Source organism: Bacillus altaicus, from assembly GCF_042136375.2.
Taxonomy (GTDB): domain Bacteria; phylum Bacillota; class Bacilli; order Bacillales; family Bacillaceae_G; genus Bacillus_A; species Bacillus_A cereus_U.
The window spans coordinates 1,426,401-1,451,345 of the sequence record NZ_CM143394.1 but is presented as its reverse complement, the minus strand read 5'-3'; the positions used below and the strand labels follow the sequence as shown (position 1 = coordinate 1,451,345).

Sequence of the window (24,945 nt, the reverse complement as noted above, 5' to 3'; positions counted from 1 at the left end):
TCCACTTCCAACTTATTTTCGATTTCGTAACCATAAGACAAATATATTTATAAAGAGCAGCAATCCTAGCAAAACAATCATCCCTGCTGCTGCTACATACTGAAATTCTTCTTGCGGTCTACTCATCCAATTAAAAATTTGAATTGGTAAAACCGTAAATCTATCAAACATACTGAACGGAACATAATTTGCAAAGGCAAGGGCTCCAATGACTAATAATGGTGCTGCCTCACCAATTGCTCTCGATACCGCTAACGTACATCCCGTTACAATCCCTGGTAAAGCTACTGGCAATACAATTTGATACATCGTTTGCCACTTCGTAGCACCTAATCCATAAGAAGCCTCTAGTAATAAGCTCGGTACAGTTCGAATCGCTTCTTGACTAGCTACCACAACAGTTGGTAAGACGAGTAAACTCATCGTCAGTGCCGCTGCAATTATGCTCTCTCCTAAATGGAGAGCGTATACGAAAATAGTTAACCCGAGTAAACCAAACACAACGGAAGGTACCCCTGCTAATGTTTGATTATTTAATTCTATTAACTTTTTAAAAACGGACTCCTTCGCATAATGCTCTAAATAAAGAGCTGTTCCGACTCCAAATATAAAAGAGACCGGTATAACAATGCTCATAAATAGTATTGTTCCTGACAAAGCAGCTACAATCCCAGCTTCTCTCGGATTACGTGAGGCGAAGTTTGTAAAGAAATCTATTGAAAGATAACTTATACCTTTTTCAAAAATTTGAAAAAGCAATATAAAAAGTATTACTACTGAAAACAAAATTGCTATATAAAACAAACACTTGTAAATCCGATCCTTTAAAAAACGCGATGCCATATTTTCTTGTATTTTTTTATGGTTTAACATTCGCATATTATGTCACCCTCCTAAAACGGCGCATAATATATTGCGAAATGATATTCATAATAAAAGTAAACATAAATAACGTTGCACCTACAGCATACATGCTGTAATAAGTAATCGTTCCGTGCGGAGCATCACCTAAACTCACTTGTACAATATAGGCTGTTAATGTTTGAATAGAATGAGTCGGATCTATCGATACATTAGGTGTTGATCCAGCTGCAATAACAACAATCATCGTTTCACCAATTGCCCTGGAAGCTGCTAATATAATCGCTGCCATTATGCCCGTAAAAGCCGATGGAAACACCACTTGTTTTACCATCTCAAAACGAGTCGCTCCTAGCGCTAATGAGGCTTCTTTAATTCCTTTTTCTACAGCCCTCATCGCATCTTCAGAGAGAGACGCAATCGTCGGGATCATCATGAACCCTATAACAATACCCGGACTAATAGCATTAAAAAACTGCAAATCTGGTATAACGCGTTGTAAAAGTGGTGTGACAACTGTTAACGCGAAAAAACCATATACAATTGTCGGGATGCCTGCTAGTAGCTCTAACAACGGTTTTAATATTTTCCGAGCGCCATTCGAAGCGTATTCGCTTAAAAACACGGCACAACCTAAACCAATAGGAATTGCTACGAACATGGCAATTGCTGTTACAAGGATTGTTCCACATATAAGTGGTAATATACCGAATTTCGGATCTTCAAAAAAAGGTAACCATTCTTTCTCTGTCAAAAAAGAATACAAGGATATCTTTTGAAAAAACATGATTGTTTCATTTGCCAACGTAATAATAATTCCAAGTGTCGTTACAATGGACACGCTAGCAATGACTTTTAGTATTAACGGAACAATTCGATTGATTCGCTGCGTTTTTTTTCTTCTATTTGTATTTCTCTCAATCAAATGTTGTACAGAAAGTGTAATTTGACTTTTGTCATTATGAGCCAAAGATGAAAACCCCTTTCCACCCTGACATTACCTTTTTATTTCTGTTAACATTCGCAGCTGTTCATTATATTTTTCTTTTGGTAATTTTACATATCCGACCTCTTCAGCAAGGCTTCCAACATGCTTAATCATAAACTCAACATAATTTGCTACATTAATTTTATTTCTGATAGATGCATGATTCACATACGTAAATAGCGGCCTAGATAATGGCTTATACGTACCCGATTGAATGGTCTCTTTCGTTGGAAATACACCATCCACCTGTATTGCTTTTACCTTATCTCGATTGGCCATATAATAAGCATATCCTACAAAAGCAATGGCATTTTTATCATTCATTACCCCTTGCATAATAACTTGATCGTCTTCAGACAAAGAAATCGTTTTTACAAGGCGATTATTTTGTAAGACAACATTTTGGAAATAATCATAAGTACCAGAGTCTACGCCTGGCGCATAAAATTTAACTTGTTCACGTGGCCATGATGAATGAATTTGTGACCATCGTTTCAATCTTCCATTTTCACTCCATAATAGACATAACTCGTCTATCGTCATATTGTTTACCCACGTATTTTGACGATTCACAACAATCGTTAGACCATCATAAGCAACCTCAAATGGTGTAAATTGAATGGAGTTTTTCTGCATTGCATTTTCTTCTACCGGTTTCATCAATCTCGAAGCATTATTTATATCTACTTCTCCTTTACTGAAACGATTAAATCCTCCTCCTGTCCCAGAAATACTAATAGAAATTTTCACGTTTGGATGGGCCTTTGTATATTCCTCTGCTACTGCCTCTATAATAGGAAAAACCGTTGAGGATCCATCAACTCTCACTTCTCCCATTTCATTTGTAGCGAATGCAGTAGACATATTAAAACAAAGGAAACATGTCGATAATGTCAAAACTTTAATCGATGCGCTCATCCATTTCACGTGTTCTTCCTCCTAGAAGTAACCGGAAATAACAGGATTACAGATATAAGAATACTGCTAAACTATTAATTCGGTTTTAATTGTTTGTAAAAGTTTTGTAAAGTTCCACAAAAACAACTGTATACACAAACTTTATTTTCACTTTTTTACTTTAGATGCAGGGAATTTTCTAATCATCCATAAAACTGCTATCTCCTACCACACAAGACAAACTTAGAGCGTATGCACTCATCTCGTTATGTTCATCGTTTTTGAAACTATATGTTTTTTTCAACATTTTACGCTTGTCCACATTTACTAAACCATATGCATAAAGCATAAAAAAAAGCACACTATCTTTTCAGATAGTGTGCTTTTTTTACAACTTTTTTATTCATCATCTTGTGCATTACTTTTTTTCTCTTTTTCATCTTTTGGAGCTTCACCAGTTAATGCTTGTTTTTTCAAATCAAAGTAAGCGTCCATTATTTCACGACCAATATATCCATTAATCCCTGTTTTGTCATCATGTACCCATGGCACAACAACAGAAAATGCTACTTCTGGGTCTTCAAGTGGCGCATAACCTACTAATGTTAAGTTATATGTTTCAACACGCTCACCTTTTGCATTTCTACCAATCTCTTTATCTCCGCCATATACAGTTTGAGCTGTACCTGTTTTCCCAGCTGCTTTATATGGTGCACCTGCAAAGTACTTTGTAGCTGTACCACCTGAATCGTTAAACACTTGTCTAAATCCTTCTTGAACACGTTTAATTTGTGATTCAGGCATATCAACACGATTTAACACTTTCGGTTCCATGGATTGAACAACTTTTCCAACTTCCTCTGGTTTCGCCGATGGCTGACGGATTTCCTTTACAACTTGGGGTTGCATACGATATCCACCATTTGCAATCGTCGAAATATATTGCGCTAATTGAAGCGGTGTATACGTATCATACTGTCCGATTGATAAATCTAATAAGAAACCTGGTTGATTCCCTTTACCTATTTGACCAGCAGTTTCATTTGGCAAATCAATTCCTGTTTTTACACCAAGCCCAAACTGCCCAAAATAATAACGCATAGTATCAAATGCTTTTTGCGGGATATCTAACGTACCGCCTCGTATGTACGGAACCCCTGCAATATTCATCGCTGTTTTAAACATATAAACGTTAGAAGACATTTTTAACGCTGTAAGGTCATTAATATACCCCATCGTTTTCCAAGATGACTTCGTAGGTGTCCCTTTTAATTTAATTGGTTCATCTAACTGTACAGATCCAGGTTGAATTGCACCAGTTTGATATCCCGTAAGTACTGTCGCACCTTTTACAGTTGAACCCATCGGATAAGAACTCGTCATCGTTCCTAATGCAAAATCTTCTACTTTCGTTTCACCGTCTTTATTCACTAATTGTTTCCCCGCCATAGATAAAACTTCACCATTTTTCGGGTTCATCATTACAACGAATGCACGGTCTAAAAGAGGTTCGCTCCCTTTAAATCTCATTAAGTTTTTCGTAAGAATTTCTTCTACGCGCTTTTGTAATGCCATATCAATTGTTAAATTCAGATCGTTACCTCGTTGTCCTTGTGACACATTAATAGTTTCTAAAATATTACCCTCTTTATCTGTAACATTTCTAACTTCAGCTTTTGTGCCGTGTAAACTATCTTCGTACTGTTGCTCAAGGTAACTTTTTCCTACGCGATCATTACGATTATAATCACGAACAAGATAGTAATCTAACCTTTCTCTCGGTAACCCTTCATCAGAAGAAGTTACACCACCAAGTACACTTCGGAACATATCGTCATACTTATATTTTCGCTCCCAGTCAACATTTGTATCTACACCTGGTAATTTCGCTAAATTTTCACTAATAATCGCGTATTCTTCCGGTGTTGCATTTTTTTTAACGATTTGCGGCGTCATTGCATATCCGCTTTCCATCTTACTTTTGATCGCCAATATTTCTAAATCTTTTGCTGACAGTTGATTAATTTCTTCTTCTGTCACACGATTTCGTTGACGTTCATCCAGTTCTTTATCGTCAATTTTATTTATTTTAAGCTCTTCACGATCTTTTTTTGTGATTTTTGTTTCTGCTTCTTCTTTATGTAAAGCAAGCCAATAATCTTTTTTATCGCGATCTGTTAACTTATCTGTTGGGACTTCAATTAAATCTGCTAACTTTTTCGCCGTTTCTAAGCGATCTGCTGCAGTTGATCCCTTCATTTTTGTAAATGTAATTGTACGAATAGGCTCATTATCTACGACCGCTTCTCCATTACGATCAAATATTTTCCCGCGTGGTACAGGATTACTTATCGTTGAATTTTCTTTTTTCTCAACTTCATTTTTATATTCCTCGCCACGAACAATTTGTACGTATCCAAGCCTTACAATAACTGCGGAGAACATTAAAAACACGCAAAAAAACAACACGTTTAACCGAAAGGGAACGTGGGTTTTTGTCTTTGTCTGGTTCTTTTTCTGCTTCTTACTCATACAAACCCCCTCTACCAACAGCTATGTAATGTGAAAGGGACACCTTCATACAGGTGCCCTCACTGCTGTCTTACATCTTTTTCTATTCTAGCATAAAACAAACGATAAGTTAACCTTCTGGTTCAGTTTGATTCTGCGTGCTTCCTTGCGCTACAACGCTGGTTTTGTTCACATTTCCCTCTTCATATTTGACATTTTTAACTGCAAAATAAATAAGAAAATGTCCAGCTCCTAAAATACATAGTAAGAAAGGTAAACTTTTTTCAGGAGGAAAGAATATGACAGCACATAAAAAACTTAAAATGGAACAAATCCTTCCGGCATTTAACCATAATTCCCTGACAACTACATATTCTACACGCCATTCTCTCGCCTGTTTTGCTCTACCAATTACATCGTATGTCATGGATCCGTACGGAACGAGTAAAATGGGATATGCAACCGCGATACATGCTGCATAAATAAGTAATTTCGTATATGTAACATTGAAAATAACTAAAAATACGACCGCATATAAAATAATGCCACCAATTAAAATTGCTTTTTTTCGCCATTCTTTCTTTAACAGACGAGTAACTAAATAATAGCATACAAATGATACTGCAGAATTCACTAAACTATACTTCCCTAATGCTAACTCGCTACCAGATGCTAAATAGACGTATACCGAAATAACGAAAATAAACGTTCCCTCTCTCAAACCTTGGAAGAAATGAGCACGCGTAATTCTTCCCCAGTTTTCATCAACTTGCCGCTCTTTCAATACTTGCACAATTTCATAGCGTCCTTCACATTCCCTCTTTGATAAAAAAAAGCTTAGAACGACTGCAACCGCAAATAGCAGTAACGAGAGGAAGAAAACGACAGTATAACCACTCCATTTTTCCATACGTGAAATTGTATATCCTGCTGCTATCGGCCCAATCATTCCAGAGAACGATGTAAGAAGTCCTAGAAAACCGTTAAAAAAATCTCTTGTTTCTGGTTCTGTAATCTCAAATGTCAACAAGTTAAAAGCGAGCCAATAAAAACCATAACCAACTCCTAAAAGGGCTCCCATTAGTAAAATATAGTGAGATGCACTTTTTCCCGCTACTAAAACGACGATAAAAAAAACAGCTAACGTGCCTACACCAATTCTCAATAAAATCGAGCGATCAATACGTTTCGCTAATTTCCCGCCCACAAGAAATGTTAGAGGCTGCAATACAACGCTGGCCAAATTATACAAGCCCAGATTTACATAATTTTGTGTTTGCTTCCATAAATAAATGTTTACAAACGTATTCGATAAAGAAATTGCGAGCGTGTATAAACCTCCTATAACGAGCAATAATACTAAATCCCGATTCACTTCAACATCACCAATTACATGTTTCCACTTCATACACAACTCTCCTTTACTTCATGTTCTAGTCTTCCAAAGACAAGCTCAATTATGTAAAAGGAGAGCATAGAAAAAAGCTAGGAGAAAACTCCTAGCTTTTTTCTAGCTTTATTAACTTCAATTATTTTGCTTCTTGGTAAAGTTTTTCAGCAACGTTCCAATCTACAACGTTCCAGAATGCACCGATGTAGTCAGGACGACGGTTTTGGTAATTTAAGTAGTAAGCATGCTCCCAAACATCTAAACCGATAACTGGAGTTTTACCTTCAGTTAGAGGAGAATCTTGGTTTGGAGTGCTTGTTACTTCTAACTCACCATTGTTTACTACTAACCAAGCCCAACCAGAACCGAAGCGAGTTGCGCCAGCTTTTGCGAATTCTGCTTTGAATGCATCGAAGCTACCGAATTTCGCTTCAATCGCAGTTGCAAGTTCGCCTACTGGTTGTCCCCCGCCGTTTGGAGATAGGATTGTCCAGAAGAATGTATGGTTAGCATGTCCGCCACCATTGTTACGTACTGCTGTACGGATTGCTTCAGGTACTTCGTTTAAGTTTGCAACTAATTCTTCAACGCTTTTGTCTGCTAATTCTGCATGACCTTCTAAAGCAGCGTTTAAGTTTGTAATATACGTGTTGTGATGTTTTGTATGATGGATGTTCATTGTTTCTTTATCAAAGTGAGGTTCTAAAGCATCATACGCATAAGGTAAATTTGGTAATTCGTGTTTTGCCATTGTTATATTCCTCCCGGTTTATGTATTGTCACTACATATGTGACCTACAACTTCATTCTACCCTAATTGCCATAGGGTGCAAACAAATAAATCGCTTTGTCTTGCTATCATTAAAGTAGCAAAATTCCCACTTCTTTTCAATTAAAATGCTCATATATTCCGAAAAAAAGCTTCCTTCTACAAGGAAGCTTCCTGCTGACATAATAAACATATGAAATGGATATGGACCCTGTAGGACTCGAACCTACGACCGGACGGTTATGAGCCGTCTGCTCTAACCAACTGAGCTAAGGGTCCACGATTACGTATGTACCATTAAAAACAACTAAATTCCCATCGGATATATCGTTTGAAAAATGTAAGATAAATTTACCATATACAAAAGAAAAGTGTCAATTGTATTTTTCTCTACTAAAAGAAGTAAATTAATAAGAAGGAATTTAGTCCTCTCTACTATATGTAAATATAATATATCTTGAGCTTCTCTAGATTCGTACGTTACAATGATTTTATACATACATAAAGGAAGTGAATCTATGTCCATTTTTACACAGCTAGCAAAAAGCGTATATTCGCCTAAAGATATGGCGCTTTTCCGTTTTCAAAAAATCGGTAAAACCATTTTGTATATTATGCTTCTTTGCCTAATCACTACTATTCCAAGAACTTTCTTGTACGGTAGCGTCATCCAAGATGGTGTTAACATGGTAAATAAAGTAATCGAAAAAGATTTACCTGATTTTAAAATTGAAAATGGCGAGCTAACAGCTGATATTGATCAACCTATCGAAAAAGAAGATGGAAATGCCCTTTTCGTATTTGATCCCAATTCAACAGACTTAGAAAAATATCAAAATAAAACAGGTTTATTTGTTTTAAAAGATAAAGTAGTCTCCATGGGGAATGGTCAAACACAAACATACTCCTATAATGACTTATTAGGCGCATCTCTTGAGAAAAAGGATTTACAAGATTTCATTTCGTTATTTGACAGTATCTATCCAATCTTATTATTCGTTATTGGGTTCTTACTGTACTTGTTCCAATTATTTATTACCTTTGTAGGAGTTACATTGCTTGCCTTCATCGGTTCTGCGATGAGCGGTCAACGCAAATTATCTTATAAACAAGTTTGGACATTAACTGCTTACAGCTACACAATTCCAACAATCTTCTTTATGATTATGGATTTATTCAAAATAAACGTACCTGGTGCAACATTCATTTACATTGCAGTTGTTTTAATCGTTCTATACTTAACAATTAAAGAAGTTCCAAAACCGAAAGAAAAACAAGAACTATAAAAAAATGCCTAAATAGGCATTTTTTTTTTGGACAAGCATATATTCCTAGCAAAGGAGTGAAGGATATGAAGAGATTAGGTGTACTCTTATTCGTGCTTGTCCTCGGTTATATATTTTATTACGACATAAAAATCGGTACTTTACCGATGTTAAGTTCATACAAAAAAACCTCTGCTGCCCAAACGATAAAACAAGAAAATACAGATACAAAACAAAATAAAGAGAAAGAAACAGAAAAAGAAACGGATACAGCTTATAAAGCAATCGAAGTAAAAACTGGCGATACAGTTCTTTCTATTACAGAAGCGATTAATAAGAAAAAAATCCCTTCTATTGAAAAAGTAATTGATGATTTTAAGCAATTAAATAAAAATACATCTGCTACAAAAATCCAAGTTGGAAAGTCTTATAAATTCCCGTTATATCAATAAGCAATCACTTAATCCTTGTCAATTACATAAAGGCGCTGATACAATAGTAAAAGTGAAACCGAGTACTTTGGTTTCTATAGCCCTTTCTCACACATACTATCATTGATGTAAGGGACTAAAATAAGAAACTTCTTTTATAAGGAGAGCGATCAATTCGTGAATGAAATGACTCAACGCACAAAAACACGTCCAGTTAAAGTCGGTAATTTAACAATTGGCGGTAACAATGAATTAATTATACAAAGTATGACGACAACAAAAACACATGATGTTGAGGCTACAGTTGCTGAAATTAAACGTTTAGAAGAAGCTGGCTGTCAAGTTGTTCGTGTTGCTGTTCCAGACGAACGCGCAGCAAATGCTATTGCTGATATTAAAAAACAAATCAACATTCCACTTGTTGCTGATATTCATTTTGATTATCGCCTTGCTTTAAAAGCAATCGAAGGCGGCATTGATAAAGTACGTATCAATCCAGGTAACATTGGACGTCGCCATAAAGTAGAAGCTGTTGTAAATGCAGCGAAAGAGCGTGGCATTCCAATCCGTATCGGTGTAAATGCCGGCTCATTAGAACGTCATATTTTAGAAAAGTATGGATATCCAACTGCTGATGGTATGGTCGAGAGCGCACTGCACCATATTAAAATTTTAGAGGACTTAGATTTCCACGATATTATCGTATCCATGAAAGCCTCTGATGTTAACTTAGCAATTGAAGCGTACGAAAAAGCTGCTCGCGCTTTTGATTATCCATTACATTTAGGTATTACAGAATCAGGAACATTGTTTGCTGGGACTGTAAAAAGCGCCGCCGGTCTTGGAGCAATTTTAAGTAAAGGCATCGGAAATACACTTCGTATTTCTTTAAGTGCTGATCCAGTTGAAGAAGTAAAAGTTGCACGTGAACTATTAAAGTCATTCGGTCTTGCATCTAATGCCGCAACACTTATTTCTTGTCCAACTTGTGGTCGTATTGAAATCGACCTCATTAGCATTGCTAATGAAGTCGAAGAATACATCTCTACACTTAAAGTTCCAATTAAGGTTGCAGTACTCGGTTGCGCCGTAAACGGTCCTGGTGAAGCTCGTGAAGCTGACATCGGTATTGCCGGTGCACGCGGAGAAGGTTTATTATTCCGTAAAGGGCAAGTCGTTCGTAAAGTACCCGAAGAAACAATGGTAGAAGAACTGAAAAAAGAAATTGATGTAATCGCTGCTGAAATGGCTGCCGAACGAGAAAAAGAAAAAGAAAAACAGGAACAAGAACAATAAAAAAAGGTTGCCCACAATTTTTGTGAGCAACCTTTTTTCACATTTAAATTAAAAACTCGTCAGTTATATAACCGACGAGTTCTCTTATTTTGCACATTTTGGACAACGACCATATATTTCGAACTTATGTCCCGTTACCTCATAACCTTTAAAATCTTTATTCATAAAATCCATTGGGCAAGAAGTGATTTCTTTCGTACCACCACAATCTAAACAAATGAAATGATGATGATGTTCCATAATAGAGCACATAAAACGAAAATGTTTTTCACCATTTAATTCCGTTTGCTCTAAAACACCAATTTCAGCAAAAACCGTTAAGTTACGATAAATCGTATCGAAACTAAGTCCTGGATAATCATCCTTCATATGTTCTAAAACATCTTTTGCGGTTAAATAACGATTATGCGCCGCAAATAATCTTAGCATCTCTTCCCTTTTCCCCGTATGTTTATATCCTTTTTCCTTCATTAGGCGTAAAGCTTCTGTTAGATTCATACCTATCCCTACTTTATGCAGTTTTTTTCTTCTTCCATAAAATCGCACCGATTAAAATAAGAACCGCTATCATAACAATTGTACCACCTGGTGCTAGATCAAGTTGATACGAAGCAAACATTCCACCAATTACTGCAATTTCACCAAATAAAATGGAAAAGAAAATTGTTTGTTTAAACCCTTTTGCAATACGAATACTTGCTGCAACTGGTAACGTCATTAAAGATGATACGAGAAGAACACCTACAACACGCATTGATACCGCAATTACAAGAGCAACTAATATAATGAAAATAAAGTGAATCCACTTTGCACTCAAACCGGTTGATACAGCGTATTCCTCATCAAATGATAGTAAAAACAACTCTTTGTATAATAAAACAATCGTTATAATAACTACAATTGCCACTATACCAATAATAATTAAATCTGCACTTGTCACAGCACTTACACTACCAAATAAATAACTAAATAAATCCGTATTGAATCCATTAGCAAGTGAAATGAAGATAACTCCAATCCCCATCCCTGCTGAAAGTATAATCGGAATTGCTAACTCTTGATAATGTTTATATACAGTACGTAATTTTTCAATTAGCAATGCTCCACCGATTGAAAAAAACATTCCCATATATAAAGGGTTTAAAAACCCACCAGTAAAGATTGTCTTTTCAAGTAATAAACTGGCTGCAATTCCTGATAACGTCACATGACTTAATGCATCCGCAATAAGCGACATGCGGCGAATTACAACAAACACGCCGATAAGTGGTCCGACAAGCCCTATTAAAACACCAGCGTATAAAGAATTACGTAAAAAATCATATTGTAAAAAATCCTGTATCATTATATCCTCCCGTGATGCCCATGTTCATGTTCTAAGCGATGAACATGATGTCCATATAAAATCGACATTTCTGCATCTTCTAACTCTCGGAATTTCTCTACATTCCCATGGAAATGTAGATGCTGATTTAAACATGCAACATGCGTCACCTTCTCTGTTACAGCACCCATATCGTGCGTAACAAGAATTAACGTGATTCCTAGCCTTTTGTTTAAATCCTCTAGTATCTCATAGAAGCTTTCCACATTTTTCACATCGATTCCAACAGTAGGTTCGTCCAAAATAAGCAATTCCGGATTACTCACAAGTGCACGAGCAATAAATACACGCTGTTGTTGTCCACCAGAAAGTTCTCCAATGTTGCGACCTTGAAACTCACTCATACCTACATCAGCAATCGCTTTTTCTACTTTCGCATTATCGTCTTTCGTAAAAAAGCGAAAAAGCCCCTTTTTCGAAACGAGCCCCATTGAAACAACTTCAAAAACAGTTGCTGGGAAACCTGAGTTAAAACTACTTGCCTTTTGGGATACATAACCAACTTTATTCCACTCTTTAAATTTCTTACTATCAATGCCAAACAATCTAATACTTCCTTGCTTTGGTTTTAAAACACCCAATAAACATTTAAGTAAAGTCGATTTCCCTGAACCATTTGGTCCAACTAAACCTAAAAAAGCTCCCTTCGGAACTTGCAAATTAATATCTTCTAACACGTTGCGATCTTCATATCGAAACGTTAATCCTTCTATTTCCAATATATTATTCATATCATCTCACCTATTTTAATTCAGAATGATTCCGATTTATCTCTATTTGAATTATAGTACAGCTTATTATAGTTGTAAACCAATCTGCCTAAAATATATTCTTTATTTCAAGAAACCTTATTATTATAACAAAAAGCAGAGAAGAATTCTCTGCTTTCAAAAGATATTACAATTAACTTTTTAATGAATTGCTGATTTAAACTTACCACCATTTGTCTCTTGTGTATTCATAATCGTAACAAATGCGTTTTCATCAATTTCATGCACAATTGATTTTAACTTCGTCACTTCCAGACGTGTTACAACTGCATAAATAACTTCTTTTTCTTTATCTGTATAGCCACCTTTAGCAACAAGTTTTGTTGTTCCACGACCAAGGCGGTGTAAAATTGCATTTGATACTTCCTCATATTGATCGGATACGATTAAAACCGCTTTCGTTTCGTCTAATCCTTGAATTACGGTATCAATTGTTTTGAATGCGATATAGTACGTCATAACAGAATACATCGCTTGTTCAACACCAAAAACAAATGCTGCCCATGCAAAAATGAATAAGTTCACAAACATTACGAATTCACCAACAGAAAACGGTAATTTCTTCGTTAATAGAATTCCCATAATCTCCGTCCCGTCTAACGATCCACCATGACGAATAACAAGTCCTACACCGATCCCTAAAATAAGACCGCCGAAAACTGTTGCTAAAATCGGCTCTGTTGTAAATGGCGGGATAGCATGCAACGTTGATTCAATAAATGCTAAAGCTACAATTCCAAATGCTGAAGATAACATGAATGTTTTTCCAATTTGCTTATACCCGGAGTACATAAAAGGAATGTTGAGGATAACAACTAAAGTAGAGAAACTTAACCACCAAATATTAGGAGTAAGATAATCTAATATAAGAGAAATACCAATAATTCCACCATCAATAATTTTATTTGGCATTAAAAACAGTTCAATCGCTACCGCCGCACACGCTGCCCCAAAGACAATCATAACTAAACGATATACAAGATGAATAACACTTTCTTTTCGATGTTGCTTTTTCTCCATAAGTCCTCCTTATACTCTTTATCTATAGTTTCGTTCTTATATTATAACATAAGCTTCTTTTCCCCATTGAAAAAATGCACCTTGATACGAATATGTACAAGCTATGCTTACATATATTTCGATAGAAGAACGTGTGAAGGAGGACAACACGATGAACCTCATTAAACAAATTGTGAACAAAAAATTAAATCATATTTCTACAAAAGAGTTATTGAAATATAGTAAAGAATATGAAGTTTCAATTACGACTGCGCAAGCTGATCAAATTGTTTTACTTATGAAGGGAAAAAATATTAACATTTATGATAATACCGAGCGACTAGATTTGCTAAAACAAATCGCTACAGTAACTACTCCTGCCACTGCCCAACAAGTAAATACTTTATTTCAGCAGCTATTAAAATAAGGAGGGGAAAATCCCCTCCTTATTGCGCTTTAATTTTTTCAAGAATTCCTTCATCAAAAGTACCATTTTTCAGCATTTCGATTTCTAATTTATATGGTGGCTTCTTATCTTTTTTATCTTCACCTACATACGGTGTTTCAAGAATTTTTGGTACGTTCATTAACTGTGGATGATGCACAATATGATGTAATGCTTTATAGCCAATATGACCGAAACCGATATTTTCATGACGGTCTTTTCCAGCTCCGCGTACATTTTTACTATCATTAATATGAAGTACTTGCAAACGATCTATTCCAACAATTTTATCAAATTCGTTTAACACACCGTCAAAATCATTTACAAGGTCATAACCTGCATCATGCGTATGACACGTATCAAAACATACAGATAGTTTTTCATTATATTTCACACCATCAATAATTTTCGCAATTTCTTCAAAACTACGACCGCATTCTGTTCCCTTTCCTGCCATCGTTTCTAGCGCAATATTAACCGTTTGTTCTGGCGTTATTACTTCATTAAGCCCTTTAATAATTTGTTGAATACCAGCATCTGCTCCTGCACCAACGTGAGCTCCTGGGTGAAGAACAATTTGTCTCGCTACCCCTAATGCTGCCGTTCTTTCAAGTTCCATACGCAGGAAATCCACACCTAATTGGAACGTCTCAGGTTTCGTCGTATTTCCAACATTAATAATATACGGAGCATGGACGATAATTTCCTCAATACCATTTAGTTCCATATGTTTTCTTCCTGCTTCTATATTCAATTCTTCAATTGGTTTTCTTCGTGTATTTTGCGGTGCACCTGTATAAATCATGAACGTTGTTGCACCGTATGAAACAGCCTCTTCACTTGCTGCTAATAACATCTTCTTACCACTCATTGAAACATGAGATCCTATCTTTAACATACAATCACCTCTTCAATATACAATAGATATAATGATAGCATAATTTGTAGAAATATGTAGCGAATTGTTTGTTCACACAAAAGGCACTACATAGATTAAACTGACTATTTAAACAGTCTGCACTCTATACTTAAATTAATCCAATAAAGTGAAACTTTAGTCAACGTTTTTTCTACCCCTCACTAATTATTAGTCTGCAGTAATCGATTTTCTCTCAAGTAGTGAGATAAAAAAAAATAAGGGAAATCCCTTATCTTTTTTTATTGCTATATTTTTTCTTCACTTTGTCACGTTCTGTTGCAAGTTTTCGTTTATAGTTTGGTTTTACTTTTTTCGGCTTTTTAACAACTTTTGTTGCCATAACATCTAGTCCATCATTTGGTTTTTTACGGCTCTTACGACGACGACGGTCACCTAAATCCGCCCATTCATCTCCGCGTAAATCTACATGCTTAAACTCGATATGACGTTGTTTTTCCAAACTATCTAACGCTTCTTCATTTGCTGGATCATAAATCGTCACTGCAATACCTGAATGACCCGCACGTGCAGTTCTTCCAACACGGTGAACGAAGAAATCTAAATCTGGTGGAAGTTCATAGTTAATAACATGGCTAATCCCTTCAATATCAATACCGCGTGCCGCCAAATCTGTTGCGACAATGTATTGGAACTCTAAATCACGAACTTGTTTCATCATTTTTCTACGATCACGTGGTGATAAATCACCGTGTATACGTCCTACTTTTAACCCACGTTCTGCTAATCCATCGGCTACTTCATCAGCCTTCTTCTTTGTGTTTGTAAAGACAATTGCTAAATATGGTTTAAATTGAAGTAGCATATTTTTCACTAATTCAGTTTTATTACGGTGTCTTGAAGGCACAAGGTAATGATCAATATTTCCTGCTGCAACTTGCTTCGGATTAATATGAATATGTTCTGGATTATCCATATATTTCTTCAAAAATGGTTTTAATTTTTGAGGAATTGTTGCAGAGAAAACTAACATTTGCAGGTTTTTAGGCATACGTGCCGCAATTTTATCTACATCTTGAATGAATCCCATATCAAGCATTAAGTCCGCTTCATCGACAATAATAGTATCCGCTTTATAAACAAATAGCGCCTTTTCTTCTACTAAGTCTTTAATACGTCCTGGCGTTCCAACTACAATATGAGGTTGTTTTTTCAACTTTTCAATTGATCGTTGTTTATCAGTTCCACCAATTAAACAGCGTGCTGTAATCATTTGATCTTCTGCACAGAACTTTGTTAGTTTCACAATTTCTTGATAAATTTGTTGTGCTAACTCACGAGTAGGCGCTGTAATAACAAGTTGTACTTCTTCACGACCTGCATCAATTCTGTTTAATGTAGGAAGTAAGTATGCATGTGTTTTCCCAGAACCAGTTTGGGATTGTCCAATTATACTCACACCTTTTTTCACGACCGGGAAAATTTTCTTTTGAATTCCTGTCGGCTCTGAAAAGCGTAGTTCACGAACTGCATCTATTAAAAATGGTTTAAAATCATACTGTGTAAAAGTTTGTAGTGTCATAAGTTACACCTTCTTTCTAAAATTTCTACTGCGCACAAATCAGTCAAGTCTACATTATATCGAAATCTACAAGTAAAATCCATCTTTAGTTTAGGTTTTTATCTCAAAAACTAACCTTCTTTCCTTCCATTGCATATTGTATGTGTATATACCTAACTGAAGAAAGGAGGATTTCCCACATGTTTCCGAAATCCCCTATAAGACAAATGTATCCGAATCGAGGACAACAATCTTACACACCATATCCGATTCCACAACTACCACCGATGGCTCAAAAAAAGAAAGGTTTCCTTGCTAAACTCTTTAAAAAACACGATCCAACCGAACCTTTCATGCAAATGGTCCCTCCTTATCGACAAATGGAAGGGCCACCGATGATGCACCAACAACCGCCGCCCCAATATCAACAGCAACAGCCATACCAACAACAATATACACAACAATATCAACCATACATGCAGCAATATCCTCAACAGATGATACCACCTCAAATGTATGAATCAAATGATACACGTGGTGTTGCGTCAGCTACAACTGCAGCGGCATCTAGCAGCGGCATCGGTAGTTTTTTTTCAAATTTAATTTCGAACCCAACTAATATGATAAATAATATCGAAAAAGTATCTCAAGTCGTGCAATCTGTCGGTCCTGTTGTCGAACAGTACGGTCCCATTATGCGTAGTCTACCAAGCATTGTTAAAATCCTCACCTCTGGAAAAAGTACGGAAGAAAATCAAACTGAAGATGCAACAGAACAGGTTGAGGTAGCAACTCCACCTCCTCCACCTCCAAAAAGGAAACGAAAAAAAATAGTGCTTGAACCGGTAATAGAAAAAGAGGTTCCGAAAGAACCCGTTCAACAATCAGCAACAAAACCAAAACTATATGTGTAACAATCCTTTGTTTTCTATCTCCTCCTCCTTTATAATGTAATGGACTATGCACAAAAGTATCCCTTGTTTAGAAGGAGAGGATTACTCACATGAAGATTGTTAAAATTTCCCCTCGTGGTTATTGCTACGGCGTTGTTGACGCGATGGTTATTGCACGTAACGCCGCATTAGATACATCATTACCGAGACCCATTTATATTTTAGGTATGATTGTTCACAATAAGCATGTAACAGATGCTTTCGAAGAGGATGGCATCATTACATTAGACGGTCCAAGTCGATTAGAAATTTTAGATAAAATCGATTCTGGTACTGTTATTTTTACTGCACACGGTGTTTCTCCAGAAGTTAAACAACGTGCAAAAGCAAAAGGTTTAACGACAATTGATGCAACTTGCCCAGATGTTACAAAAACACATGACCTTATTGAAGCAAAGAAAGCTGAAGGATATCATGTCATTTATATCGGCAAAAAAAATCATCCAGAACCAGAAGGCGCAGTTGGTATTGCACCTGATATCGTTCATCTTATCGAAAGAGCTGACGATTTAAAAACATTAGAAATCCCAACAGATAAAATTTTAGTTACGAATCAAACAACAATGAGTCAATGGGATGTTCAACATTTAATGGAGGACATTCAGAAAAAATTCCCAACAGCAGAATTCCACAAGGAAATTTGTTTAGCAACTCAAGTTCGCCAAGAAGCTGTCGCTAAACAAGCTGATGTTGCAGATTTAACAATTGTTGTCGGCGATCCGAAAAGTAACAACTCAAACCGTTTAGCACAAGTATCACAAGAAATCGCTGGTACGAGAGCATACCGCGTTGCAGACGTAAGTGAAATCCAATTAGAATGGCTACAAGGTATCGAAAATGTTGCAGTTACAGCGGGTGCTTCTACTCCAACACCAATCACAAAAGAAGTTATTGCTTTCTTAGAGCAATATGACCCGATGAATCCAGCTACATGGGACAGAATTCGAAAAGTACCACTTCAAAAGATATTGCCACGTGTAAAAGTAAAAAAACAACAATAACAAAAAACCGTTGCCTACATGAGCAACGGTTTTTATTTTTCTTATACAAATGTGAACGGATCCGTATGTAACTGTGAAGCATGAATTTGTACATTGAAATTCTTTTCATCTACTTTGGCTTGCAATTGTTTTTGTACACCTTGCTTCATTACTTTTTCAACGTTATGCCCTGGATCGACTATATTTAAACCAATCATCATCGCATCGTGAGCAACATGATAATACATATCACCTGTTACATATACATCTGCTCCTTTAAATTTCGCTTGGTTTATATATTTATTACCGTCACCACCAAGTACAGCTACTTTACGCACTTTATCATCTAACTTTCCAACAACTCTTGCACCCTTTACATGTAATGATTGTTTTACATGTGAAGCAAACTGCTCAAGCGTCATTTCTTCTTGTAAATACCCTATTTTACCAAGGCCTAATGTTTCACCTTTATTATCAAGCGGATATACATCATATGCCACTTCTTCATATGGATGGGCTGCCAACATCGCTTTAATAACTTTTCTTTGTAATGAAGCTGGAACAATCGTTTCGACACGCACCTCTTCCACACGTTCTAACTGTCCAGTTTCTCCGATATAAGGGTTTGTACCTTCTTGAGGGATAAACATGCCTACCCCTTCGCTACCGAACGTACAGTGGCTATAATTACCGATATGACCTGCATCCGCATCTCCAAGAGCTTTGCGCACTTCTTCTGCATGGGTTACCGGAACAAATACAACAATTTTTTTCATTGCTTCTGCATATGTAGGAGCTAATACTTCTGTATTTTGTAACCCTAACGCATCAGCAAGTAAATCATTTACCCCGCCCTTAGCAATATCTACATTTGTATGCGCTGCATACACCGCAATATCATTTTTAATACACGTTTCAATAATTCTTCCGTACACCTTATCTGTATGAATCGCTTTTAATGGATTAAAGATTAAAGGATGGTGCGCTATAATGATATTCGCTCCTAATTGGATCGCCTCGTCCACAACTTCCTCAGTTACATCTAACGCGATTAATACGTGCTGCACAGGTTTATTAAGCGCTCCAATCTGTAAGCCAACCTTATCCCCTTCCATCGCTAAATGCTTCGGATACATACCTTCAAACAAAGAAATAATTTCATGGCCATTCGGAATTTTACTCATGATAAAACCTCTCCTATCATTTTCATTTTCACATCTATTTCTGCACGCTTCGCTTTTGTCTCTTCAGACTCTGCTGCACGCTCTAACTGTTTTAAAATATTTTGGAAGTTTTTCAATTCTCCTTCCCACTTTTCAACAAAAGCTTCACTTTTTTCTTTTATTAAAAATGGCCCCATAAACAATTCAGCTTGTTTATTTTCAGAGTAAGGTACCGCTATATCTCCACGCTCTCCGACTAAAATTTCGTAAATCTTTCCGTCTTCTATTACAATTTTCTCACGGATAAGCTCCCATCCATTTTCAATAAACCATTCACGAATATGGTGCGCTGCAATATTCGGCTGTAAGATTAAACGTGTTACACCTTCTAATTTTTCTTTACCACTTTCTAAAATGTCACGAATTAACGCTCCACCCATACCAGCAATCGTAATAACATCTACTTCTCCTGGCGCTATAACAGCTAATCCATTCCCTTTACGAACGTCTACTTTATCTTGTAAGCCACTTTCAGCTACAGTTGCTTGTGCAGAGCGAAACGGTCCATCTACAACCTCTCCTGCAACTGCTTTTGTAGCAATATTATTTATAATTGTATAACACGGTAAATACGCATGATCCGATCCAATATCAGCTACTGTAGAGCCTACCGGAATCTCCCTCACAACTTCTTCTAATCGTTTCGAAAGCTTTACTTCATTCATGTATTTCCATTACTCCTTCTCTTGTCAGTCTGTCTCCATGATAATGAATTTATAGTAGTTGTTGCAAGCCCATAACAATACTTCAATTCTCTATTACTAATCGTATTTTAGATAGTATAGAAAAACAAGCCTTTTGCAAAAAGCAAAAGACTTGTTTTTCTATACTTTATTTTTTCTTCGACAACCAATCAGCTACTTTTGCCGCTTGATCAGCTGGAACTATATTTGGCGGCATATTTCCTTTCCCTTTTGAAATAACTTCTTTAATTTCATCTTTCGAAAGTTTCCCACCAATTTTTTGTAAATTAGGTCCTACCGCCCCTTGTAACTGATCACCATGACAGCTCGTACAGCTTTGCTTTACAATATCCTCTGGCTTTGATGCTGTTTGTGCTGGTTTCCCACCATTTTTTGCATCAGCTAACTCTTTAGATTTATTTAGCCCCTGAAATGAAAATACAAACATAACGATAATACCTAATGCTGCAATAAGAGCGAACGGAATCAACGGATTACGTTTCATATCTCTTCTCCCCCCTCTATACCGCTAAATAGTTAGATGATTCAGTCATTTATATTGTACTTGAAAACACTCTAGCAGAAAAGAGCAAACTACTACTTGTTAAAAATATTCCGTAAATTCATTTTATTGATTTTCACTATTATATCGCATATTATTTCGATAATTACTAACGTTTCTCATCATATTTTTTACTTTTCTACATATTATTTTGTATGGAATAAACAAAATTAATCGAAAAATCGAAAAATGAGCATTTGCAAATCAAAAGACAATTCTGTAAAATAAATTACAAGAAATTGTAATCGTTGCCGATAGATAAATTTTAACAAAAATTAACAAAATAAAAAAGTTTACTTCACAAAAGTGAAGTAAACTTAAAGGTAGCCTATTCTAAGAAATCCTTAAGACGCTTACTACGGCTTGGATGTCTTAATTTGCGAAGTGCTTTCGCTTCAATTTGACGAATACGTTCTCTCGTTACGCCGAATACTTTCCCAACTTCTTCAAGCGTACGAGTTCGTCCATCATCTAAACCAAAACGAAGACGCAGAACATTTTCTTCACGATCTGTTAGTGTATCTAACACATCTTCTAATTGTTCTTTTAGCAACTCATACGCTGCATGGTCCGCAGGCGATGTTGCTTCTTGGTCTTCAATAAAGTCACCTAAATGGGAGTCGTCTTCTTCACCAATTGGTGTTTCAAGAGAAACTGGCTCCTGTGCAATCTTTAAGATTTCGCGTACTTTTTCTGGAGCAAGATCCATTTCTTCACCAATCTCTTCAGGAGATGGTTCGCGTCCTAAATCTTGTAATAATTGACGTTGTACACGAATTAACTTATTAATGGTTTCAACCATATGAACTGGAATACGAATTGTTCGCGCTTGGTCTGCAATCGCACGTGTAATAGCTTGGCGAATCCACCAAGTTGCATACGTACTAAATTTAAAACCTTTACGATAGTCGAACTTTTCAACCGCTTTAATTAGACCCATATTTCCTTCTTGGATTAAGTCTAAGAAAAGCATACCGCGGCCAACGTAGCGCTTTGCAATACTTACTACAAGACGTAAGTTTGCTTCTGCAAGACGGCGTTTCGCTTCTTCATCGCCTTCTTCAATACGTGTCGCAAGTCGAATTTCTTCTTCAGCGGACAGTAAGTCAACTCGACCAATTTCTTTTAAGTACATACGAACAGGGTCATTGATTTTCACACCTGGTGGCACACTTAAATCATTGAGGTCGAATTCTTCTTCCGTTTTTGTAATTTGGCGATTATTAGGACCTTCGTCGTTGTCATTGTCACCAACTAAGTCAATCCCTTGTTCACCTAAATATTCATAGTATTCATCCATTTGATCGGATTCAATTTCAAATCCATTCATGCGTTCTGCAATCTCTTCATATGTAAGAACGCCACGTTTTTTTCCAAGCTCAGTGAGTTGTTCTTTCACTTGCTCAAGGGTCATTTCAGTTTCAATTTGTTTAGAACGAGCTGGTTTATCAGCCATCTGTTCCCCTCCTTACGCGAGATACAAACATTCATTATACTAAAATTTTATCAAAAAAGCTATTTTCTTGCTTTTTGACTTTGTAAATATGCCACATAATATTTAGCAGCCTCTACAGGATCTGTTTTTTCCATTTGTTTTACTTTAAAGATAATTTCCATCTTTTCAAGTTTCTCTTTATGGCGTCTTAACGCCTCCAAATGACCTTGTAACGCTTCTTCTGTGTACTCTGGATTAATAAATTCATCCGTCGAAATATCAGTGATAATATTTTTCAACTTTTCATCAGAGAGCCAACTTAAAAATGTTCCGACTGAAGGTTCATTTCCCTTTTCATAATATGCGTATAGTTCATATAAAATCCCTTTATGTTCTTCTGTATAAAAATCTTCTATATGAGGTTCCATACGTACTGTCACTTCTGCACTTTGCAACATATGGTAGATAATTTCTCTTTCTGCCCTTTCAAAACCTGTTAACTTCGGCTTCGTTTGAACAATTTGAGATGGCTTAGAAACCTGCTTTATTTGTTTTTGCTGTACCTTTTGTTCTTTGCGATATTGGTGCAATTGATTCAAAAGTGTTTCCATTGAATACGAAAATTCTTGCGATAATGATTTTAAATATGATTCCGCCTGCATCGCATCCTGTAGCAATGATAACTCTTTTAAAACACTTTTCACATATTCTTCTTTGCCAGACTCATCTTGCAAATTTTTCCCTAAACGCAAATGATTTATTTTGAAACCAACAAAACTTATACTTGATTTCACAAGATTTTCAAAAGCGGTTGTCCCATATTGTTGCACATATTCATCAGGGTCAAGCTTATCTGGCAAGGATGTAACTTTCACTTGGCAACCAACTTGCAATAGTAATTGCCCTGCTTTCATCGTCGCTTCTCGCCCTGCTTTATCACCATCATAGCAAAGAACAACAGTTTCAACGTTACGTCGCAAAAGTTTCGCTTGTTCTTCAGTTAAGGCTGTTCCCATTGTCGCAACAGCTTCTTCCACACCACTTTTCACCGCAGCTAGTACATCGGCATAACCTTCAAAAAGGACAACCTGCCCACGTTTTCTAATAAACGGCCTTGCTTGGTGGAAATTATACAACAGCTTACTTTTGTAAAAAATCGGTGTTTCAGGACTATTTAAATATTTCGGAGTGTCATCTCCTAACGCCCTTCCACTAAACGCTATCACCTTACCTTGTAAAGTATAAATCGGAAACATAACTCTTCCGCGGAAGCGGTCATAATGACTGCCATCCTTCTCACTTCTTACAAGAAGGCCAGCTTGTTCCATACTAGATAGCGACAAACCTCTTTTTTGTAAAATTTTCGTTGCTGCATCCCAAGCTTGTGATGCATAACCAATTTCAAATTTCTCAATCATCTCTTTTGTAATACCACGTTTTAATAAATATGAAAGTGCTTCATTTCCTTCTTCTGTATTTACTAATAAATGATGATAATACTTTTTCAAAAGTTCATGAGCCTGTTGCATGATGACAGTGTCATCAGATATGTCTTCTTGTTGTTGTTGTCCTTGCCCTGATGTATATTCTGCAACTGCAATTCCATTTCTTTCGCCAAGCTTTTGAACAGCCTCGGTGAAAGCAAGTCCTTCCATTTTCATAAGAAAAGAAAATACATTTCCACCTTCTCCACATCCGAAGCAATGAAAAATTTGCTTATCAGATGAAACAGAAAATGAAGGAGAATTCTCACCATGAAATGGACAAAGGCCGAAATAGTTACGTCCCTGCTTTCTAAGTTGAACATACTCACCAATCACTTCTACAATATCAGATGATGTCCGAATCTGTTCAACAACTTCTTCGGGAATTCTGTTCCCCATAAATCCATCTCCGTGTCGTATTTTGTATTCGATATAAATTAAAAGATTCCTTTATAATTCGACAATATTTTTCTAAATTTGTTAGAAAGTACTGTCGATCACATTGTGTAAACGATTTTGGACCTTTCGTATAAGTCCCCAGTCTGCGTGAATTCGCAGATACATACTACTATATAAAATTGTATCCATTTGCTCATCTGTTACAAATGTATCTCTTGGAGACAATACATATACTCCTTTTTCACAAGAAGACTAGCAAGCACTATAACCTGTATGATCATGAGATCTGTAGCTTTTGCATGTTGATAAATATAACAATCAACTTCATCTTGCTCAGAATCTGCATAGACCCAATTGCCTTGCTGTTTTCTTGAACGATGAGCATAGGATGCGACAAACAAAATTTCGACATAAAATTTTGTTCCAACTTGCACAATTACATTCTTCACGGGATACGCATCTGCATCAAATAATATCTTACTGATGTTTTGCATATTTCTGTATTCTACATCCCTTCTGTGAATCCTTCCATAATGTGCGTTTTCTTGTCTAGATTTTGTCGATTTAACGTAAATACATGTCTTTTTCGAAAATCCTATCCCTAGTTTATTCTGAAAAATTAAAGTCTAAACGTAAAATATAGGTTTTTATCACAATTTTTTATTATAATATATTTTCTTCAACTACGCTACATATCCCTTTAATTTTCATCTTACATTTAAAGATAACGAAATCGTTCCTTTAGCATAATAAAAAAAACAGAAGAATATAAGTATAACCAT

24 protein-coding genes and 1 tRNA gene are annotated in these 24,945 nt (G+C 36.2%); 6 read left to right on the top strand and 19 right to left on the bottom strand.

The genetic code is table 11. The features are described from left to right. Nucleotides 1-12: 12 nt before the first annotated feature. The 7 genes from pstA to ACE38F_RS07565 all read right to left on the bottom strand — a co-directional run bounded on the left by pstA (nucleotide 13) and on the right by ACE38F_RS07565 (nucleotide 7,695). The gene (gene pstA / locus ACE38F_RS07595; RefSeq protein ID WP_002143148.1) at nucleotides 13-879 is read right to left on the bottom strand and encodes a phosphate ABC transporter permease PstA; all 867 of its coding nucleotides are present in this window, start codon (nucleotides 877-879) and stop codon (nucleotides 13-15) included. Between the two features lies 1 nt (nucleotide 880). Further along, the gene (pstC, locus tag ACE38F_RS07590) at nucleotides 881-1,831 is read right to left on the bottom strand and encodes a phosphate ABC transporter permease subunit PstC (protein WP_341305847.1); all 951 of its coding nucleotides are present in this window, start codon (nucleotides 1,829-1,831) and stop codon (nucleotides 881-883) included. A 27-nt stretch (nucleotides 1,832-1,858) separates the two neighbouring features. Then, nucleotides 1,859-2,776, bottom strand: coding sequence for a PstS family phosphate ABC transporter substrate-binding protein (locus tag ACE38F_RS07585; protein ID WP_375369545.1), 918 nt, complete (start codon nucleotides 2,774-2,776; stop codon nucleotides 1,859-1,861). Between the two features lie 369 nt (nucleotides 2,777-3,145). Beyond that, nucleotides 3,146-5,278: a peptidoglycan D,D-transpeptidase FtsI family protein gene (locus ACE38F_RS07580; protein ID WP_341305845.1), complete on the bottom strand. Its 2,133-nt coding sequence runs from the start codon at nucleotides 5,276-5,278 to the stop codon at nucleotides 3,146-3,148. A gap of 109 nt (nucleotides 5,279-5,387) precedes the next feature. Further along, nucleotides 5,388-6,665: an MFS transporter gene (locus ACE38F_RS07575; protein WP_215554205.1), complete on the bottom strand. Its 1,278-nt coding sequence runs from the start codon at nucleotides 6,663-6,665 to the stop codon at nucleotides 5,388-5,390. A gap of 121 nt (nucleotides 6,666-6,786) precedes the next feature. After that, nucleotides 6,787-7,398, bottom strand: coding sequence for a superoxide dismutase [Mn] (sodA, locus tag ACE38F_RS07570; RefSeq protein WP_001052029.1), 612 nt, complete (start codon nucleotides 7,396-7,398; stop codon nucleotides 6,787-6,789). Nucleotides 7,399-7,621: 223 nt separating this feature from the next. After that, nucleotides 7,622-7,695: transfer RNA gene (locus ACE38F_RS07565), tRNA-Ile, on the bottom strand. Nucleotides 7,696-7,934: 239 nt separating this feature from the next. Between ACE38F_RS07565 and yqgB the strand changes: the two genes are divergently transcribed. From yqgB to ispG, 3 genes are all read left to right on the top strand, one after another. Next, nucleotides 7,935-8,702: a protein YqgB gene (yqgB, locus tag ACE38F_RS07560; RefSeq protein WP_002034056.1), complete on the top strand. Its 768-nt coding sequence runs from the start codon at nucleotides 7,935-7,937 to the stop codon at nucleotides 8,700-8,702. 65 nt (nucleotides 8,703-8,767) lie between these two features. Next, nucleotides 8,768-9,133, top strand: a complete 366-nt coding sequence (locus ACE38F_RS07555) for a hypothetical protein (RefSeq protein WP_340778319.1) — start codon at nucleotides 8,768-8,770, stop codon at nucleotides 9,131-9,133. A gap of 165 nt (nucleotides 9,134-9,298) precedes the next feature. Continuing rightward, on the top strand, nucleotides 9,299-10,408 hold the full coding sequence (gene ispG, locus ACE38F_RS07550) for a flavodoxin-dependent (E)-4-hydroxy-3-methylbut-2-enyl-diphosphate synthase (RefSeq protein WP_198285196.1): 1,110 nt from the start codon (nucleotides 9,299-9,301) through the stop codon (nucleotides 10,406-10,408). 84 nt (nucleotides 10,409-10,492) lie between these two features. Here the strand turns inward: ispG and ACE38F_RS07545 are convergent, their stop codons facing one another. From ACE38F_RS07545 to ACE38F_RS07530, 4 genes are all read right to left on the bottom strand, one after another. Beyond that, the gene (locus tag ACE38F_RS07545; protein WP_002067192.1) at nucleotides 10,493-10,906 is read right to left on the bottom strand and encodes a Fur family transcriptional regulator; all 414 of its coding nucleotides are present in this window, start codon (nucleotides 10,904-10,906) and stop codon (nucleotides 10,493-10,495) included. A 13-nt stretch (nucleotides 10,907-10,919) separates the two neighbouring features. Beyond that, nucleotides 10,920-11,753, bottom strand: coding sequence for a metal ABC transporter permease (locus tag ACE38F_RS07540; RefSeq protein ID WP_002160460.1), 834 nt, complete (start codon nucleotides 11,751-11,753; stop codon nucleotides 10,920-10,922). Then, a complete protein-coding gene (locus tag ACE38F_RS07535; RefSeq protein ID WP_002111871.1) occupies nucleotides 11,753-12,523 on the bottom strand; it encodes a metal ABC transporter ATP-binding protein in 771 nt (256 codons plus the stop codon). The genes ACE38F_RS07540 and ACE38F_RS07535 overlap by 1 nt, the downstream gene beginning before the upstream one ends. Before the next feature lie 180 nt (nucleotides 12,524-12,703). Beyond that, entirely contained in the window at nucleotides 12,704-13,582 is an 879-nt protein-coding gene (locus tag ACE38F_RS07530; protein ID WP_002015168.1) for a YitT family protein, read from the bottom strand. Between the two features lie 151 nt (nucleotides 13,583-13,733). On the opposite strand from ACE38F_RS07530, the gene ACE38F_RS07525 reads away from it, so the two are divergent. Next, the gene (locus ACE38F_RS07525; RefSeq protein WP_215554206.1) at nucleotides 13,734-13,988 is read left to right on the top strand and encodes a DUF2624 domain-containing protein; all 255 of its coding nucleotides are present in this window, start codon (nucleotides 13,734-13,736) and stop codon (nucleotides 13,986-13,988) included. A gap of 19 nt (nucleotides 13,989-14,007) precedes the next feature. Here ACE38F_RS07525 and ACE38F_RS07520 read toward each other — a convergent pair whose 3' ends face one another. Together ACE38F_RS07520 and ACE38F_RS07515 are read right to left on the bottom strand one after the other, a co-directional pair. Then, nucleotides 14,008-14,904 carry a deoxyribonuclease IV gene (locus tag ACE38F_RS07520; protein WP_341305842.1) on the bottom strand — a complete coding sequence of 299 codons (897 nt, stop codon included), beginning with the start codon at nucleotides 14,902-14,904 and terminating at the stop codon, nucleotides 14,008-14,010. A gap of 250 nt (nucleotides 14,905-15,154) precedes the next feature. Then, on the bottom strand, nucleotides 15,155-16,465 hold the full coding sequence (locus ACE38F_RS07515; protein WP_375369548.1) for a DEAD/DEAH box helicase: 1,311 nt from the start codon (nucleotides 16,463-16,465) through the stop codon (nucleotides 15,155-15,157). A gap of 179 nt (nucleotides 16,466-16,644) precedes the next feature. Between ACE38F_RS07515 and vrrA the strand changes: the two genes are divergently transcribed. Both vrrA and ACE38F_RS07505 read left to right on the top strand, forming a co-directional pair. Further along, nucleotides 16,645-17,358 (top strand): VrrA/YqfQ family protein, encoded by a 714-nt coding sequence (gene vrrA / locus ACE38F_RS07510; protein WP_375369550.1) that lies wholly within the window; start codon nucleotides 16,645-16,647, stop codon nucleotides 17,356-17,358. 89 nt (nucleotides 17,359-17,447) lie between these two features. Further along, nucleotides 17,448-18,398: a 4-hydroxy-3-methylbut-2-enyl diphosphate reductase gene (locus ACE38F_RS07505; RefSeq protein ID WP_375369552.1), complete on the top strand. Its 951-nt coding sequence runs from the start codon at nucleotides 17,448-17,450 to the stop codon at nucleotides 18,396-18,398. Nucleotides 18,399-18,439: 41 nt separating this feature from the next. Here ACE38F_RS07505 and ACE38F_RS07500 read toward each other — a convergent pair whose 3' ends face one another. The 6 genes from ACE38F_RS07500 to ACE38F_RS07475 all read right to left on the bottom strand — a co-directional run bounded on the left by ACE38F_RS07500 (nucleotide 18,440) and on the right by ACE38F_RS07475 (nucleotide 24,657). Next, complete coding sequence (locus ACE38F_RS07500) at nucleotides 18,440-19,561, bottom strand: Nif3-like dinuclear metal center hexameric protein (RefSeq protein ID WP_375369554.1); 1,122 nt, start codon at nucleotides 19,559-19,561, stop codon at nucleotides 18,440-18,442. Beyond that, nucleotides 19,558-20,265, bottom strand: coding sequence for a tRNA (adenine(22)-N(1))-methyltransferase (locus ACE38F_RS07495; RefSeq protein WP_375369555.1), 708 nt, complete (start codon nucleotides 20,263-20,265; stop codon nucleotides 19,558-19,560). The genes ACE38F_RS07500 and ACE38F_RS07495 overlap by 4 nt, the downstream gene beginning before the upstream one ends. Before the next feature lie 166 nt (nucleotides 20,266-20,431). After that, a complete protein-coding gene (gene cccA / locus ACE38F_RS07490) occupies nucleotides 20,432-20,788 on the bottom strand; it encodes a cytochrome c550 (protein ID WP_002129130.1) in 357 nt (118 codons plus the stop codon). 385 nt (nucleotides 20,789-21,173) lie between these two features. Beyond that, nucleotides 21,174-22,301 (bottom strand): RNA polymerase sigma factor RpoD, encoded by a 1,128-nt coding sequence (gene rpoD / locus ACE38F_RS07485; protein ID WP_000764062.1) that lies wholly within the window; start codon nucleotides 22,299-22,301, stop codon nucleotides 21,174-21,176. A 59-nt stretch (nucleotides 22,302-22,360) separates the two neighbouring features. Beyond that, the gene (gene dnaG, locus ACE38F_RS07480; protein WP_002067179.1) at nucleotides 22,361-24,163 is read right to left on the bottom strand and encodes a DNA primase; all 1,803 of its coding nucleotides are present in this window, start codon (nucleotides 24,161-24,163) and stop codon (nucleotides 22,361-22,363) included. Nucleotides 24,164-24,363: 200 nt separating this feature from the next. Further along, nucleotides 24,364-24,657 carry a DUF188 domain-containing protein gene (locus tag ACE38F_RS07475; RefSeq protein WP_375369558.1) on the bottom strand — a complete coding sequence of 98 codons (294 nt, stop codon included), beginning with the start codon at nucleotides 24,655-24,657 and terminating at the stop codon, nucleotides 24,364-24,366. Between the last annotated feature and the right edge of the window lie 288 nt (nucleotides 24,658-24,945).